Annotated in this window: 17 protein-coding genes, 1 pseudogene and 1 riboswitch; of the genes and pseudogenes, 14 read left to right on the top strand and 4 right to left on the bottom strand. The window is 35.3% G+C overall.

Annotated elements, in window-relative coordinates:
- The first annotated feature begins 11 nt into the window (after window positions 1-11).
- Together QUF93_RS17305 and QUF93_RS17300 are read left to right on the top strand one after the other, a co-directional pair.
- Window positions 12-173, top strand: coding sequence for a hypothetical protein (locus tag QUF93_RS17305; protein WP_002120600.1), 162 nt, complete (start codon window positions 12-14; stop codon window positions 171-173).
- A 440-nt stretch (window positions 174-613) separates the two neighbouring features.
- Window positions 614-1,000 carry a DUF1259 domain-containing protein gene (locus QUF93_RS17300; protein ID WP_002120597.1) on the top strand — a complete coding sequence of 129 codons (387 nt, stop codon included), beginning with the start codon at window positions 614-616 and terminating at the stop codon, window positions 998-1,000.
- 235 nt (window positions 1,001-1,235) lie between these two features.
- Here QUF93_RS17300 and QUF93_RS17295 read toward each other — a convergent pair whose 3' ends face one another.
- A complete protein-coding gene (locus QUF93_RS17295; protein ID WP_289359618.1) occupies window positions 1,236-2,609 on the bottom strand; it encodes a sensor histidine kinase in 1,374 nt (457 codons plus the stop codon).
- Entirely contained in the window at window positions 2,606-3,280 is a 675-nt protein-coding gene (locus QUF93_RS17290; protein ID WP_289359617.1) for a response regulator transcription factor, read from the bottom strand. The genes QUF93_RS17295 and QUF93_RS17290 overlap by 4 nt, the downstream gene beginning before the upstream one ends.
- Window positions 3,281-3,607: 327 nt before the next feature.
- Between QUF93_RS17290 and QUF93_RS17285 the strand changes: the two genes are divergently transcribed.
- A complete protein-coding gene (locus QUF93_RS17285) occupies window positions 3,608-4,078 on the top strand; it encodes a hypothetical protein (RefSeq protein ID WP_289359616.1) in 471 nt (156 codons plus the stop codon).
- Between the two features lie 20 nt (window positions 4,079-4,098).
- The gene (locus QUF93_RS17280; RefSeq protein ID WP_002120590.1) at window positions 4,099-4,422 is read left to right on the top strand and encodes a PepSY domain-containing protein; all 324 of its coding nucleotides are present in this window, start codon (window positions 4,099-4,101) and stop codon (window positions 4,420-4,422) included.
- A gap of 519 nt (window positions 4,423-4,941) precedes the next feature.
- Here QUF93_RS17280 and QUF93_RS17275 read toward each other — a convergent pair.
- The gene (locus tag QUF93_RS17275) at window positions 4,942-5,334 is read right to left on the bottom strand and encodes a VOC family protein (protein ID WP_289359615.1); all 393 of its coding nucleotides are present in this window, start codon (window positions 5,332-5,334) and stop codon (window positions 4,942-4,944) included.
- A gap of 111 nt (window positions 5,335-5,445) precedes the next feature.
- On the opposite strand from QUF93_RS17275, the gene QUF93_RS17270 reads away from it, so the two are divergent.
- Together QUF93_RS17270 and QUF93_RS17265 are read left to right on the top strand one after the other, a co-directional pair.
- Window positions 5,446-7,755, top strand: a complete 2,310-nt coding sequence (locus tag QUF93_RS17270; RefSeq protein WP_289359614.1) for a DEAD/DEAH box helicase family protein — start codon at window positions 5,446-5,448, stop codon at window positions 7,753-7,755.
- Between the two features lie 76 nt (window positions 7,756-7,831).
- Window positions 7,832-7,933, top strand: a riboswitch (SAM riboswitch).
- A gap of 89 nt (window positions 7,934-8,022) precedes the next feature.
- Window positions 8,023-9,228, top strand: coding sequence for a M20 family metallopeptidase (locus QUF93_RS17265; protein ID WP_289359613.1), 1,206 nt, complete (start codon window positions 8,023-8,025; stop codon window positions 9,226-9,228).
- 135 nt (window positions 9,229-9,363) lie between these two features.
- Here the strand turns inward: QUF93_RS17265 and QUF93_RS17260 are convergent, their stop codons facing one another.
- Complete coding sequence (locus QUF93_RS17260; protein WP_002120574.1) at window positions 9,364-9,804, bottom strand: Lrp/AsnC family transcriptional regulator; 441 nt, start codon at window positions 9,802-9,804, stop codon at window positions 9,364-9,366.
- Between the two features lie 318 nt (window positions 9,805-10,122).
- Here QUF93_RS17260 and QUF93_RS17255 point away from each other — a divergent pair, with 318 nt between their 5' ends.
- From QUF93_RS17255 to QUF93_RS17220, 8 genes and pseudogenes are all read left to right on the top strand, one after another.
- The gene (locus QUF93_RS17255) at window positions 10,123-10,887 is read left to right on the top strand and encodes an SDR family oxidoreductase (protein WP_289359612.1); all 765 of its coding nucleotides are present in this window, start codon (window positions 10,123-10,125) and stop codon (window positions 10,885-10,887) included.
- A 274-nt stretch (window positions 10,888-11,161) separates the two neighbouring features.
- Entirely contained in the window at window positions 11,162-11,467 is a 306-nt protein-coding gene (gene arsR / locus QUF93_RS17250; RefSeq protein WP_000046018.1) for an arsenical resistance operon transcriptional regulator ArsR, read from the top strand.
- Between the two features lie 60 nt (window positions 11,468-11,527).
- Window positions 11,528-11,965: an ArsI/CadI family heavy metal resistance metalloenzyme gene (locus QUF93_RS17245; protein WP_289359610.1), complete on the top strand. Its 438-nt coding sequence runs from the start codon at window positions 11,528-11,530 to the stop codon at window positions 11,963-11,965.
- Between the two features lie 18 nt (window positions 11,966-11,983).
- On the top strand, window positions 11,984-13,024 hold the full coding sequence (arsB, locus tag QUF93_RS17240) for an ACR3 family arsenite efflux transporter (protein WP_289359609.1): 1,041 nt from the start codon (window positions 11,984-11,986) through the stop codon (window positions 13,022-13,024).
- 26 nt (window positions 13,025-13,050) lie between these two features.
- Window positions 13,051-13,455 (top strand): arsenate reductase (thioredoxin), encoded by a 405-nt coding sequence (arsC, locus tag QUF93_RS17235; RefSeq protein WP_289359608.1) that lies wholly within the window; start codon window positions 13,051-13,053, stop codon window positions 13,453-13,455.
- Window positions 13,456-13,571: 116 nt separating this feature from the next.
- Window positions 13,572-13,799 (top strand): annotated as a pseudogene (locus QUF93_RS17230) (aminoglycoside phosphotransferase family protein); the annotation flags it as partial.
- A 346-nt stretch (window positions 13,800-14,145) separates the two neighbouring features.
- A complete protein-coding gene (locus QUF93_RS17225; RefSeq protein ID WP_289359607.1) occupies window positions 14,146-14,793 on the top strand; it encodes a DUF7018 domain-containing (lipo)protein in 648 nt (215 codons plus the stop codon).
- A gap of 28 nt (window positions 14,794-14,821) precedes the next feature.
- A complete protein-coding gene (locus QUF93_RS17220) occupies window positions 14,822-15,916 on the top strand; it encodes a DUF3994 domain-containing protein (protein ID WP_289359606.1) in 1,095 nt (364 codons plus the stop codon).
- The last annotated feature ends 369 nt before the right edge of the window (window positions 15,917-16,285 follow it).

The following is a 16,285-nucleotide window of genomic DNA, read 5'->3' as shown; positions in this document are numbered from 1 at the left end:
GTGATTGAATTATGGAACGATCGAATTGGGGAATTGGAGGATTAGTATTCGTTGGCTGCATGTTTCTTGGCGGAGGAGTGGGATCTATATTAGGTGATACTCATGCTGGATGGCTAATAGGAATGGGCGCTGGATTTCTTGGGATGGCTTTAACAAGACTGATCAGAAAGTAATATAACGGGATTCTTCTTCGGGTAAATAAGGAAATATGTATGTAAGTCATTCGTGGCATAAGAGCTCTATAAATTATAGTTAGAAGCTTCTCTTTTTTATTTGTCTTGTCTAAAATTTCTCCATACATAGATATGATTCTCAAGTCAGCGGATGGCACCTTAGGGTGTTTTTTTATGCTCTCTAAAAATGTCTTAACATTATAATAGCCGAGTTTTGCCTTCAGTCCCCGATGCCCATCAAGCATAAAAGGAAAAACACCTCATAACAAAAAAATCTGCACCATTTAAAATCTGGTAACAATTCATATGATCAAGAATAATTGAGCTAATAGATTTCGTTAGATTGCCATCATCTTTTTTGTAATAGAATAGATTCATTACCGTTTCAGACCTATGTATGAATTCATAACCTAACAGTACAAGGGGGGATGATTGAAAGTATGGCGATTAATGAGGAATCAATTTGTCAACAGTTTGCAAGAATTATCGGTGGCCAAGAAGGATTCGCCGGTGGGAAATGTGTGGCAACAATAAATCGGGATGAAATACAAGCAACAATCTTGGGGAAACGTTTTAGAGTAACAACTTCCTTCTCATTCGAATCAAGAGATAATAAAACTGGACGGGCATTATGTCTAGGCCGGGTAGCACTCTTACAAAAAGAAGTTACTGAATTTGTTGCTACAATTATTAAACAAGGAATAATAGTTTCATCTATACACAATGAGTGGTTATGTGATGATCCAAATTTGATTTACGTTAATATAGAAGACGTCGATGATCCACTAAATTTCGCAAGAAAAGTCAGAAGAGCGTTATGCAATTAACCAATTTCTTTAGTTACATGAATGATTATGTTAATTAGAATATCACAGAGAATTGAATGGTATATTTGGAAAATAGATTTAAGTTAATGGTTTATAAAATCTTATATACAGCTAGAAAGAGTAACTCCATTTTGATCACTCTTTTTCAAAATGGAGTTTTTATATTTACTTTTAAATAAGGACTAAAGAGAGCTTTTTAATCAATCTTTATTCTGAAGCTACAGACGAGCATACATTATGCCCGTTTTTCAATTGGTAGTTTAAATGTAAAAGTACTGCCTTCTCCTAATTCACTTTCAACGGTAATTTCTCCTCCATGTAGTTCGATAATCCATTTTACCATCGACAATCCTAAACCTGTGTTTCCAATGTTTGAAGATGTTCGTGCTGCGTCAACTCGATAGAAGCGGTCCCATATTTTCGCAATATGTTGCTCGCTGATGCCTATGCCATTATCGGAGACTTTACCTATTATGTTGGTTTCATCACGGAACAGTTGCATATTCACAATGCCGTTCGCTTTGCTATAAGCAATTGCATTCGTTAGTAAATTCATTAATAAACGCATCATCAATGTTTGATCTGCTTTAATAAACAGGTCTTCCTCTATATTTGTTGTTATATCAATCGAAGCTTCTTGAACCATTAATGAAAGCTCTTCTACAACGATTTCCGTTAATTCACTCATATTGATACGTTCAAATTGAAAAGTATTATGCTTTCCTTGGTCAACTCGTGCTAATAATAAGAGTTGCGAGATTAACGCCGACATTTTACGCGATTGCCTTAAAATTACTTCTAACGATTCTTCCATTTCTTTCGGATTATTCCTCTGCGATAAAGCGTATTCACATTGCGAAATAATAACAGATGTTGGTGTTCTTAATTCATGAGATGCGTCAGATGTAAATTGTTTTTCACTTTCGAAGGATGTCTCCAATCGCTCAAACATTTTATCAAAGGTTTGTGCTAAATGATACATTTCGTCTTTCGATGAACCTTGTAAATTAATTCTCTTCGAAAGGTCTTTACCATCACCAATTTCACTGGCTGAATCACTCATTTGTTGCACAGGTCGAAACGCTCTTTGCGTAATAAAATATCCTCCCACGGCCGCAATGAGAATAAGTAATGGAAATGAGATGAGTGTTACCACGATAAGCGTATTCATCGTTGATGATAATTGGTTCATCGTCATTATTCCACGAACCCAGACTTGCTCATCGCCGCCTGCATTATGGAGAAAATCATATACTATCCATTCTTTATTACCAATTTTAATGGTTTGTATTTCATCGGATTTAAGCGATACCTTTTTATTAAAGCTTGTTGGACTATTTCCTGCCAGCAGCTCACCTTGTTTACTATAAATGAGGATATTTACTCCATCTTCTAAAGTTTCAAACTCATCGTCAATCTTTAACTGTCCATGCTTATATTTGATATCTTCAATGCTTTCTTTTACTGTGCTCTTTAATTGATTTTTCATATTAAAAAGCACAACTTTATCTGAAGAAGTTAAAATAAAAGCTAACACGAGTGCCATAATAATTACAACTAACCCCGTATACCACAGGGTTACTCTCATTTTTATTGATAGTTTTTTCATGATTCTACTCGCAATACATAACCAGTGCCTCGTACTGTATGAATTAACTTCGTTTCAAACTGGCTATCAATTTTTTTACGAAGGTATCGGACGTAAACATCAATAATATTCGAGCCACCTTCATAGTCGTAATTCCACACATGTTGCTCAATTTTATCTCGTGTCAACACAACTTCTTTATTACGAATCATATATTCTAAAATAGCAAATTCTTTACTGGAAAGATTGATAACCTGGTCTCCCCTTGTTACTGTATGCATATTGCAATTCACCACGAGGTCAGCGATTTCAAACACATTAGATGTATTCCCAGTTTTTCTTCGCATCAACACTCGAATTCTTGCTAACAGTTCATCAAAAGCAAACGGCTTTACTAAATAATCGTCCGCACCTAAGTCGAGTCCTGTTACGCGATCATCAATTGCATTTTTAGCTGTAAGAAGCAAGACAGGAGTTGTATTATTGCCCGCGCGTAATCTTTGTAATACTTGTAAACCATCTATTCCGGGAATCATAATGTCAAGCACAATCAAATCGTAGGTAGCCATGCTTATATAATCCAAGGCATCTTTTCCATTCCCACATGCATCAACACTATAATATTCTGCATTTAATCGTTTCACTAATATATTTTGTAAGTCTTGTTCATCTTCGACAATAAGAACTCGCATTAACATTCTCCTTTTCTTCTTATTAATATGTATCACTATAATTCCAAAACATTAAAGAAAGATTAGAAACTATTTAATTATATCATTTTATCCCGCTATTTACGGGCAGTAAGACTCCTCCCTCAAAATTCGGCGAATGCGAGGGAGTTAGATAGGGATCAACTGTCCGTAAAAGCCCGATTGGTGAGGGCTAATAATCAGTTGGGGATGGACAAAACTCCACTGATTAAAGTTTCACTTTATTTTTTTGTACATTAATCTTCCTTTAATGTTTGTTCAGTAATATAAAGGCAAGGATAAGGTGCACATTTAAGGGAGGAAAACAGAATGGGAAAATGGATGCTGATTGGAGCAATGTCTTGTTTATTCTTAACAGCTTGTTCTACTCAAGCTGATAACGATACAGAAGTACAACAACTGAAAGTGGAAAATGATAAATTACAAAAAGAAGTTGCTCAACTACAACAAGAACCAAACAAAACAGGGCCTACTACGAATGATACGAAGCAAACACAAGATTTCAAAAACGAAGTCACATCTATTGTAGAAAAGGCAAATAACACGAAACCGGTTGGAGCAAAAGAAGATAACTTAAATATGTACTTAGCAACAAAAAAAGACATTGACCAATTAGATGACAAGATAGATCTATTTGATGATCAGCTAGAAGCAGATTATCATGCTGGAACGATAACTGTTGAACAATATCAAACGCAAGAAAGAGAACAAGATATACTTGAAGATCAATTAGAGCAAGCAGAAAATGCACTTGAAGCAAGATTTGGAATAAATGATTAATCATTAAGGAGTGGATGAAAATGTTAAAACATAAAAAGAAAATAATTATAAGTGTAATCTCTATTTTATTAATCGGTATCGCTATTGTTGGTGGATATTATGGGATGGGTTACAATTATGCAAAAAAGAATGAAAACTACACAGAGAAACAAGTTCGTGAAATTTCTTTAGCTCATACAAATGGAGAAATTATTAATGTGAAAAAAGAATTCGAATTAGAAGATGACAACTTAACACAATCTAAATTTGAATATGAAGTGGAAATCAAGACACCTGAGAATCTATTAAATACTTTAAAGGTTAGTGCTAGAACAGGCACAATAGAAATCAATAATGAAGATTAAAAAATATTGACAAATAAAATACCACGTATTTGAAAAAACTCCTAACAAAATTTGTTAGGAGTTTTTTCATGTTTATACTCTACTATTTTAATAGGGAACTCGTTACATCGCTATCGAGTTAAGAAATACACTCATCTGAAAAACGAAAAAATGAGCTAAATTCTCATCAATAACTGTAGAGGTATACATTTTTCGTTTTGGAGATATTTTAAAATCTTAGCTGGATGGGGGGCGATACCTCATCGCTATCAAGCTAAGATTATGCAAAGTCAATTTTAGGCGAGATTGTTTCTTTTTCTAAAGGGCGAGTGTGGGTGATTGAAAGATTTGTATACGAAATAAACCCAGATTGAAATAATCTAACCGTTTTTGATATTCTATATTATAAACGTTGAGATATTGGGTTCTTTATTTCGACATGAGTATCTTTTTTATCTAATTGATAACTAATAAAAGCTAGACCAGAAGCAATTAATGCTGCTAACCCTCCAACCCAAGAAAGATGTTCAAAGCTTCACTTTATCTCTCCGTCTCAAAAAACTCAATCCACTCCCCGTCAGGGCCAGCGAAGAATATGTAACGTGTTCCATCTGGTAATGTTTCGATTTCTTCTCCTAGTAAAAAGGTTACGCCGTGTTTTTGTATTCTTTCAATTTCATCTTCTAATGAATCTACTTTAAAGCAAATGTGATGCACTTTTCCTTCTGCTGGGAGGGAAGAGTTATAACCTTCAATTAGTTCAAGTATCGTTTCTTTTGATTCTTCCACACCTAAAAAAGCGAGTTTTAAGTCTGGGTTTGGATGTCCCATACGTTTAATGAGCTGTAAGCCAACTACTTTTTCATAAAATGAAATAGATGTTTCTAAATCTGCAACCATAAGTCCTACGTGTTCAATTCTTCTAACCGGCATGTGTGAACCTTCTTTCTGAAAATGATATATAAAATAATATTGAAAATTAAGAAAATAAGCAAGATATAATTGTTACAAATGTTAGAGTTTTATATGGTATAGTGAGAAAGTATGTTTGGGGAGAAGGAAGGAGATTATACGATGAATACAACTACTCAGACTCCTTCATTATCAGAAACGATGAAAGAGTGGCATTATGCATTAGCATATGAAATTAAACATTGGAAAACGATAGGTGGTAGTAAAATTTCTATCATTAACGGTCGTTTTTTATATACAGATTATGAAAGTACGGTATATGTCTTTCAGCTTATTTCGGAAGTAAGCATACCTGAAGGTTCTCCAATTCGAATTGAGTTCGATGGTGAGGAAGCGACAGGGGAAGTATTATCGGTACACGGATTAGAAATAGAACTGAAATTAAATGATTATATACAAGGTGAAATAAGAGAAGCTGTTTTATATAGTGAACCGTGGCAATTGTTAGAGCAACTGCAAGAGCGACTAAAAGAAGCGCATAAAGATAAGCTGAAACGTAATCGTATAAAGCGTCTTGTAGATGGGACGAGCAGTCCAAAACATATTGAAAAGATGAAAAATACGAAAAATGAATTGGCGTATCGTTCATTTTATAACCCGACAACGTACGTGTGGGGACCACCTGGAACAGGGAAGTCTTACAATTTATCGCGTATTATTTCGGCTCATTATCAAAAAGGAAAATCGGTACTTGTGTTAGCTCATAGTAATGCGGCAGTTGACGTATTAATGAGCGAAGTAACGAAGCAAATTGAGAAGAAGAAGAAATGGACACCTGGTGAAATTGTTCGTTACGGTTATAGTCAACATGATCATATACGAAATCATGAAACGTTACTTGCGTCGAAGTTAGTTGAAACGACGAACGGATCTTGGGGAGAAGAGAGACTCTATTTAGAAGAGACACGACAAGAGCTTCGTGACAAGATTTTATCATATAAAGCGACTTCTGCTGATAAGAAGCGTATACAAGAGGTTGAAAGTGACCTTCGAAAGCAAAGAGCGAAAATTAAAGAAGTAGAAAAAGAATATATTGAAAATGCGAAAGTAATCGGTGCGACTTTATCGAAATGTGCCATTGATTCACTTATTTATGAGCGTACATTTGATTTAGTTGTCGTAGATGAAGTGAGTATGGCGTATGTTCCGCAAATCGCATTAGCAGCTTCTCTTGGGAAACGTATTGTCGTTTGTGGTGACTTTTTACAGTTACCTCCGATCGCAATGGCAAACCATGAACTCGTTCGAAAATGGCTCGGCGAAGATATGTTTTACCATGCAGGAATTGTTGATTCTGTAAATAAATCAGAAGCACATCCCAACCTTTTTATGCTGCAGGAGCAAAGACGTATGCATGCAGATATATCGAAGTTTACGAATTCATTTATTTATAAAAACAGAGTATACGATCATCCGTCTGTTTCAGAGCGTAAAGAACTTGCGCAATTACAACCGTTCGCAAATGAGGCGAGTGTTTTATTTGATACGAGCTTAATGGGAGCATTTTCGTTAAAAGACGCTGCTTCCGGTTCGCGTTTTAATATTATGTCTGGTTTAGTAGCGATGCAAATGATGTTAATTGGACTGTTAGACGGTGTTCAATCAATTGGTGTAGTTACACCGTACCGAGCACAGTCCCGCTTTTTATCAACGTGTATTAGAGAACTGTTGCAGAAAACGAAATATCAACACATACCAGTATTAGCGGCAACAGTTCATAAGTTTCAAGGTTCTGAAAGAGATATGATGATATTTGATACGGTTGATAGTTATCCGCAGGAACGTCCTGGTGTGTTATTCTTTGATCATAAAAACCATCGCCTCGTCAACGTAGCAATAACGAGAGCGAGAGGGAAGTTCATTCAATTATCGGATTGCCATTATATGCGTAAAAACCTTTCGAGAAAACAAGCGTTATCACAATTAACAGCGCATATAGAACGTCACGGAGATGTGTATGATCGCACGACATCAAGACAAGTATGGGAGCGGAAAATTTCGAAACGTTTACGCTGGTTTATGGAAATGAATCTTGAAGAGCCGAAAGGGCTACTCAAAGATATTTTAGCTGCGAAACGAAAAATTATCATTTCACTTCCAAGTACAAGACAAGTGGATAAAAGAGTATGGCAAGCGTTAATGCGTACAAATGCGCAAGTAACAGTTTATAGTGATGGACCAGTTCCATTAAAGAATGTAAAGTTACAAAGACAAAATAAAGCATTCCCGTTCTTATTAATCGATGATGAAATCTTTTGGGCAGGGGCACCACTTACATCTCAAATGATATTTGAAGGTAGTACGGAATTTCCGTACATATGTGCAAGACTGCAAGCACCGGAAACAATTGGTGTATTAAAAGGATTTTTAGATATTCGGTAAATTCGGATAGGAATTCCTTGACTTTTAGTCGGAATGAATTTAGAATGAAAAATAATTTAATATAATTTTATGAAAATTCTTATCACGAGAGGTGGAGGGACTGGCCCTACGATACCTCGGCAGCAGATTCTTTATGAATACTGTGCCAATTCCAGCAAGGTAACTTGAAAGATAAGAAAGAAGCTCATTTTTGAATGTATATTTCAAAGCCTCTTTCTATCTTTTAGAAAGAGGCTTTTTTACGTGAAAATAAAAGGAGGAAGAAAAATGGGAGCGACAGGAGTAACGTCACAAAGAAACATAATTGAAGAGAGTATAGAAAGAAATAAGGAAAAGTACATAGAAACAAGTCATAATATTCATGCGAATCCGGAGATTGGTAACCAAGAATTTTACGCATCAAGAACGTTAAGTTTATTACTAGGTAGCGCAGGATTTCAACTGCAGCACAATATAGCGGGGCATGAAACAGGTTTTATCGCGCGAAAAAGTTCAGGAAAACAAGGGCCAGTTATCGCATTTTTAGCTGAGTATGATGCTTTACCGGGACTCGGTCATGCGTGTGGTCACAATTTAATTGGCACAATTAGCGTTGCAGCAGCAATTGCATTATCAGAAACGCTTGAAGAAATTGGCGGAGAAGTTGTTGTGTTCGGAACACCAGCAGAAGAGGGTGGTCCAAATGGTAGCGCGAAATCGAGTTATGTAAAAGCTGGTTTATTTAAAAATATTGATGCGGCGCTTATGATTCATCCGAGCGGAAAAACAGCGACAACGAGTCCATCACTAGCAGTAGATCCACTTGATTTTCATTTTTACGGAAAAACAGCTCACGCCGCAGCTTCACCTGAAGAAGGGATTAACGCATTAGATGCGATTATCCAGCTGTATAATGGTATTAACGCACTTCGCCAACAACTTCCGTCAGATGTGAGAATTCATGGCGTCATTACAGAGGGCGGAAAAGCACCTAACATTATCCCAGACTACGCATCAGCAAGATTCTTCATCCGTGCAGCTACGCGAAAAAGATGTGCAGAAGTAACAGAAAAAGTAAGAAATATCGCAGAGGGAGCAGCATTAGCAACAGGTGCAAAAGTAAAAATTCATCAATTCCAAAATGAAATCGATGAACTACTCGTAACAAAAACATATAACGATGTCGTAGCTGAAGAACTGGAATTACTAGGTGAAGACGTAAATCGTAAAGAAAGAGTAGGCATCGGTTCAACTGATGCAGGAAACGTAAGCCAAGTCATACCGACCATTCACCCGTACATTAAAATCGGTCCAGATAACTTAATTGCGCATACGAATGAATTTAGAGAAGCAGCACGCTCAGAACTTGGAGATAAAGCGTTAATTACATCGGCAAAAGCATTAGCGAATACAGCGTATCGATTAATTACGGAAGAAAGCTTGTTAGAGAAGGTGAAGGAGGAGTTTAGAGCGGCGCAGAGGAATCAGGGGTAGGTGAGAAGGAAGATTATACCCGGGGTTTTTTAGTAGGAAATTGAATAAAAAAAGAACCAGCCTATGGCTGGTTTTATTATATTATAAAAGGATTTTTTTACATACACTTGATATTTCTACCTTAGTACCCTCTTATTAGAACGACAATTTCTCCTCAAACTCACTCTTTAAAACAATTAAAGGAGACGACAAGCCAAATTGCATTAAAGAGTCTAAAAATGCAGCGAGAGAATCCATCGAATCGCTCATAACTTTCATCATATAATTAAACTCCCCACTAATTCGATATAAATCTGTTACTTCAGGAGCAGCATTACAAAATTGGATGAAATCAGAGCATTGGCTCGTTTTAAACATGATGAATGCTTGAATGTTTTTATTAATTTTGGAAGGCTCAAATTTAGTTCGGTAAGCCGCTATAACTCCTTGATCTTCAAGTTTGTTAATTCGTTCTTTTACAGCAGGTTGCGTCATGGATATAATTCGTCCTATTTCTGAAACAGAAATTCTCGCATTTTCATACAACAAGTTCATAATTTTATGATCGATTTCATCCAGTTTTACTGTGTTTTGCATCGTGTAGCCTCCTTTTTTGTTTTCTAAAGTGAATCACAAATTATAACTATAATATCATAAGTGAACGAATTAAATTACCTATAAATCTATATTTAAAATTATTGGTGTTTGCATAAAAATATAAGTATAGGATTTATCCCGCATTAACGGGCAGTAAAACTCCCATCTCAAAATTCAGCTGGAGCAAAGACGTGGGGTGGGAGATCAACTGTCCGTAAATGCCCGATTGGTTCAACTAATAATCAGAGGGGGATGAAGAAAACCCCCACTGATTAAAGTTTCACTTTATCAAACGGAAATTTAGGAAGGATGGAAAAAATGAAGAATCTTGATGGGAAAGTAGCATTAGTAACAGGAGCGAGTCGCGGAATTGGCCGTGCGATTGCGATGAGATTGGCGAAAGATGGAGCATTAGTTGCAATTCACTATGGCCGAAATAAAACAGCTGCAGATGAAACGATTAGCGAGATTGAATCTAATGGAGGGAAAGCGTTCTTGATTGAAGCTGAACTCAATTCAATTGATGGTGTCAAAAAGCTAGTAGAACAGTTAAAGAATGAATTGCAAATAAAAGTTGGTACATCAGAGATTGATATTTTAGTAAACAATGCAGGGATAGGTACACAAGGAACGATTGAAAATACGACAGAAGAAGTTTTTGATGAAATTATGTCCGTAAATATTAAGGCGCCGTTCTTCTTAATTCAGCAAACATTACCATTACTACGAGCAGAGGGCCGCGTGATTAACATTTCATCAGCTGAGGTAAGGCTTGGTTTTACAGGCTCAATTGCATACGGTTTAAGTAAAGGTGCACTAAATACGATGACACTGCCTCTAGCTAAACACCTTGGAGAAAGAGGTATAACAGTGAATACAATGATGCCTGGATATACGAAGACAGATATTAATGCGAAATTGCTAGATAATCCAGAAATACGAAATTTTGCTACGAATTCATCTGTTTTTGGACGAATAGGGCAAGTTGAAGATATTGCAGATGCGGTTGCATTCCTTGCTTCTTCTGATAGTCGTTGGGTAACGGGGCAGATTTTAGATGTTTCTGGAGGGTTTTGTCTATAGAAAAGGGGGGTGCTTCATAACCATCAGTTTAAGATTTCGTATTTTGTTAGTTTGATGGTTATGGAGTACTACCGTTTGAAAATAGATCAAATTAAGATATGAACCATAATTGTTCCATTTCGGGAAGGTTATGGTTCTTTTTATTTGCAGAATATGATAGGAGAAAGGGTTTGTATATTAATCAAAAAAACTTGATTAATAAGTTGCATAAAAGATTAATAGTCGTATATACTATAAATATCAAAAAAACTTGATGAAAGGAGAGTGAACTACAGTGGCACAAGATTTTCAGCTCTATGAGAAAAAATTTAAAGCGTTGGCTGATCAAAAACGTTTAGAAATCATGTATGAACTTTGCCAGCGAGGACAGACGTGTGTATGTGATTTAACTGAAGTTTTTGAAATGACGCAATCTAAGTTGTCCTATCATTTAAAGATTTTATTAGATGCAGGTTTAATTGTAAAAGAAACAAAAGGTACGTGGAGTTATTATGATTTAAATGATGCGGAAGTGAATAATTTATTATCAGAAGAATTGTGCTGTATCTTTAGAAAAACAGGGAAAGGTAGTTGTTGTTAAAATTTTGTACTATTAATCAAAAAAAATTGATTAATGACATGTAAAGAGGAGGAATAAGCTATGAGATATGTTCATGTTGGTATAAATGTTACGAATTTAGAGAAGTCTATTGAATTTTACGAAAAGGTATTTGGTGTATCACCAGTGAAGGTGAAAACGGATTATGCTAAATTTTTATTAGAGACGCCAGGACTTAATTTTACGCTGAACGTACGAGATGAAGTGAAAGGAAATCAGGTAAATCATTTTGGTTTTCAAGTAGAGACAGCTGAAGAAATCACATTACATAAAGAAAGATTAGAAAAAGAAGGTTTCTTTGCACGCGATGAGATGGATACGACTTGTTGCTATGCGGTTCAAGATAAATTTTGGGTAACGGATCCGGATGGTAACGAGTGGGAATTCTTCTATACAAAAGCACATAGTGATGTTCACAAAATAGAAGAGTCATCTTGTTGCACGACTTCTAACATAGTAGATAAAAATTCTTGTTGTTAATAGGAGATGGAAAATAAAATGAAACGTTTATCTTTTCTAGATCGATATTTAACACTATGGATTTTTCTAGCTATGGCTGTTGGGATTGGTTTAGGGTTTGTATTTCCTAGTGTAGTAGACGGACTGAATACATTACAAGTTGGAACAACATCTATCCCGCTCGCTGTTGGTTTAATTGTCATGATGTATCCACCATTAGCAAAAGTTCGCTATGAGGAAATGGGCCGGGTATTTAAAGATGTAAAAGTATTGGTTTTATCTTTAGTACAAAACTGGATTATTGGTCCGGTACTTATGTTTGTTTTAGCAATTATTTTTCTTCCTGATAAGCCAGAATACATGGTCGGTCTCATTATGATTGGTTTAGCACGTTGTATTGCAATGGTAATTGTATGGAACGATCTTGCTGATGGGGATAAAGAGTATGCGGCAGGTTTAGTAGCTTTTAATTCGGTATTCCAAATGTTATTTTTCTCGGTTTATGCATACGTGTTTGTAACGGTAATCCCAGAGTGGTTAGGAATTGAAGGGGCTATCGTTCATATTACAATGGCAGAAGTAGCGAAATCAGTATTTATCTATTTGGGAATTCCTTTTATAGCAGGTATGTTAACACGATTCGTATTAGTGAAGCTAAAAGGAAGACAGTGGTATGAAAAGGTATTTATACCGAAGATTAGTCCACTTACGCTAATTGCATTGCTATTTACGATTATCGTTATGTTCTCTTTAAAAGGGGAAATGATTATTAGCGTACCATTTGATGTAGTAAGAATAGCGATTCCATTATTAATCTATTTTATTGTGATGTTTTTTGTTTCTTTCTTTATGGGAAGAAAAATTGGTGCAAATTATCCGGTAACAACAACGTTAGCATTTACAGCAGGTAGTAATAACTTTGAGTTAGCGATTGCTGTAGCAGTTGGTGTGTTTGGCATTAACTCAGGCGCAGCATTTGCAGCTGTTATCGGACCTTTAGTCGAAGTACCTGTAATGATTGCCCTTGTAAATGTCGCTTTTTGGTTTAAACGTAAATATTTTAATGATCAACCAGTCTAAATTTAAAAATAAAGGTGGAAAACAACATGGAAAACAAAAAGACAATCTACTTTTTATGCACAGGAAATTCATGCCGAAGCCAAATGGCAGAAGCTTTTGGGAAACAATACTTAGGAGATAAGTGGAATGTATATTCTGCAGGCATTGAAGCACATGGAGTGAATCCAAATGCTATTAAAGCAATGAATGAAGTAAATATCGATATAACAAATCAAACATCAGATATAATTGATTCAAGCATTTTAAATAATGCCGATTTAGTCGTTACTCTTTGTAGTCACGCAGATTCTGTCTGTCCTTCGACACCTCCGCACGTGAATCGTGTTCATTGGGGATTTGATGATCCAGCAGGAAAAGAGTGGTCTGAATTTCAACGTGTTCGTAATGAAATTGGTAAACGTATAAAACGATTTTCTGAAATAGGTGAATAAATAAAGGAAAGAGCTAATCTTCTATTGTATAGGGGATTGGCTCTTTGTCAATTGGAAGTCAAAGCTGTAATTGAATGAGCTGATAGTTTAGTTGGAAAAAGGAAACTATTAGTAAATCATTTTTAGAAGGGTATAAGGCTCATAATATTTTAGACTCAAATGATTATAAGAGACTTTCTTCATTACTATGGTTATCCGGTAGTTTGAATTGGAATTTTGTGAAGAAAACGTTACATGTATTAGGTGATGCGAGGGGATTAGAGGAACATTTGAAAGTTTATAAAATAAGGGGAGAAAGATTATCTTTATTGTTAAGTAGAGAAAGAGCCAACTCGTGTGAGTAGGCTCTTTCGTTTATATACGATTTTGTAATTGTTTTCTTATTTTTCTGGAAATTATCTTTCGGAAATTATTTCATAAGAATAAACATATAGAATTCTTAAGTTTTTCTTAAATAGTTTTCGGGGAGAAATAATGAGTTTGCTATATAAGGAATATTTTAACTGGAATTTTCATAAATACCTTTGACCATATCTGTGATTTTTTGTAAAATGATATATATAGAAAAATTGTGAATATACAGGTAATCTATGGATAGTAGTTTCTAAGAAATTATTCGGGGAAAATTTCTTAGTTAAGTATATTAACTTGTTTGCACTGAATTTTACAAATAAAGGGGTATGGGGAAACATGAAAGCAAAGAAATTAGTAAGTTTAGCGTTACCAGTTATGTTATTGAGTGGTTGTATTACAATTGAAACTGATGGTAAGAAAGCTGAACCAAAGAAAGAAGAAACGCAAAAGGTAGAGAAAGAGAGTAAGTCAACTGATAGCAAGAAAGAGGATAGCTTATCTGTAGCGAAAGGTGAAGGTACAAATAGTAGTTCATCAAGTAGTCAACCAAGTTCTTCTTCTAGTTCTTCTTCTAGTTCTTCCAGTTCTTCAACTGGTAAGGTAACTGGTTCAGATGTTGAAAGGTACAAGTCAGATATCATAAACAGTGCTACTCAAATTGAAGATACAATGAAATTAATTGAAGGAATAGCAGGTTCAGACGTAAAGTCATACAAACAAAAGAAAAGTGAAGTACAACTGAGTTTAGGTGGAGCAAAGGCAACTACAACGAAACTGAAGAATCTACAAGCACCTCCTGAGTTACAGGGAGAACAGGCGAAGATAAAGCAGTCAATGGAACTATATGCGGATTGTTTCCAACTTCTCTTTGATGCATTAGACCAAGAAGACGAGAGTAAAATGCATCAATCCGTATCGAAAGCACAAGAAGGTTCAAAACTGTTTGAAGAAGCAGCAAATAGTATCGCTAGTAAAACCAACTAAGAATATATTACTCAAAGGGGTATGAGGTATGAAAGTGAAGAAATTAATAGGTGTTGCAGTTCCATTTGCATTATTATTAAGTGGTTGTGTTACAGTAAAAGAATCGGCAAGTAAAGAAGAAAAGACAGAAGAAACAAGTGAACATAAGTCTTCTGAAACAAAAGAAAAATCAACTAACTCGAAAGAAGAAAGTAAAGATGTTCAAAAGGTTCGAGTTTTAGATGAAGATTATGCACAATATTTATTAGACATTGAACAAGATATGTTAAGACGATTTGATTACTATGATGCTTCTGTAAGAGATTTGAGAAACGGAAGTAAATCAAAAGCTGAGGTATTAGATAGCATTAAAGACGTCTATAAAGTATTTGATAAGATAGAGAAGATTGCCGCACCGCCAAAACATAAAGAAGAACAAAAAGAGATTGAAAGAGCTACAGGTAAATTAAGAGAAACATTCGGTGAAATAGAGAAGTTATTCAACGATAAAGGTTTCAGCTTAGAGACTGATAAGGAAATCTTAGATAAAGCAAATACAAAACTAGAGGAAGCAAAACGTATTTGGAAACCTACATTCGATAAGTTAAGATCCGAAGTAGAAGGTGGTACAACTACAGATAAACCTTCTAGTACAACAAGTAGTTCTAGTGGTTCTATATCAGCAAACCCAACTATTGGTTCTACTACTGGTAGTCAAGCTGAGACAGATAAAAGCCAAGCTAGAACTGGTGTATTCGTAGGAACAGTTGGTACATCTGAAGAGTTAGGAATTAACTATACAAACATGAAGAATTACATTAAAGATGGTACAGAAATCATAGGGAATTGGGGCATTGACTTTGGTAGTGGAGTGAAAACTACGTTAGTTCTAAAAGGTGATAAGACATTTGAGTCTTATGCTAATGGTAGTTATCCTGAGAAGAGAGACTTCTTAACAGGAACATATGAGGTAGACGTTCCTTCATTCCAGTTATCGTTAAAAGTAACACAAGCATTAAAAGACGGTCAAGAAGTGAAGCTAACAAATGACAGTGTAATGTATAAACTACAAAACTACGATGGTAATACATTACAAATTTATCACATGGACGATAACGTTCGTATTCGATATGCAAAACAATAAATAATTTAGAAAAAAACTCTGTGAAAAATTTTACAGAGTTTTTTTCTAATTGTAGATTTGAAAGAAAGTTTGATCAAAATAAAGGCTTTTTGTTACATTACGGCTTACGCATTATTTACGCGAGCATGGGATTCCTTTTATGCAGATTAACGAGAATAGAGCAGGGGAGTCATTATGTTTGTCCCTTTGAGTGATGACCTTGTGTGATTATTATTTGTGTAGATCTTCGTAACTTTTATGTAATTGTTTCATATATTAAAAAAAGACTTGATTCGCGGTATATAAAGTGGGCTGTAGTAGGAGAAGTACCTTCAAAAGTGCTATGGATGAAAAGATGATTAGGTTGTACGAAATATGAAAATGTACGGA

Source organism: Bacillus hominis, from assembly GCF_030348325.1.
GTDB classification, from domain to species: Bacteria; Bacillota; Bacilli; order Bacillales; family Bacillaceae_G; genus Bacillus_A; species Bacillus_A hominis.
This window is presented reverse-complemented; position numbering and strand designations above follow the sequence as displayed.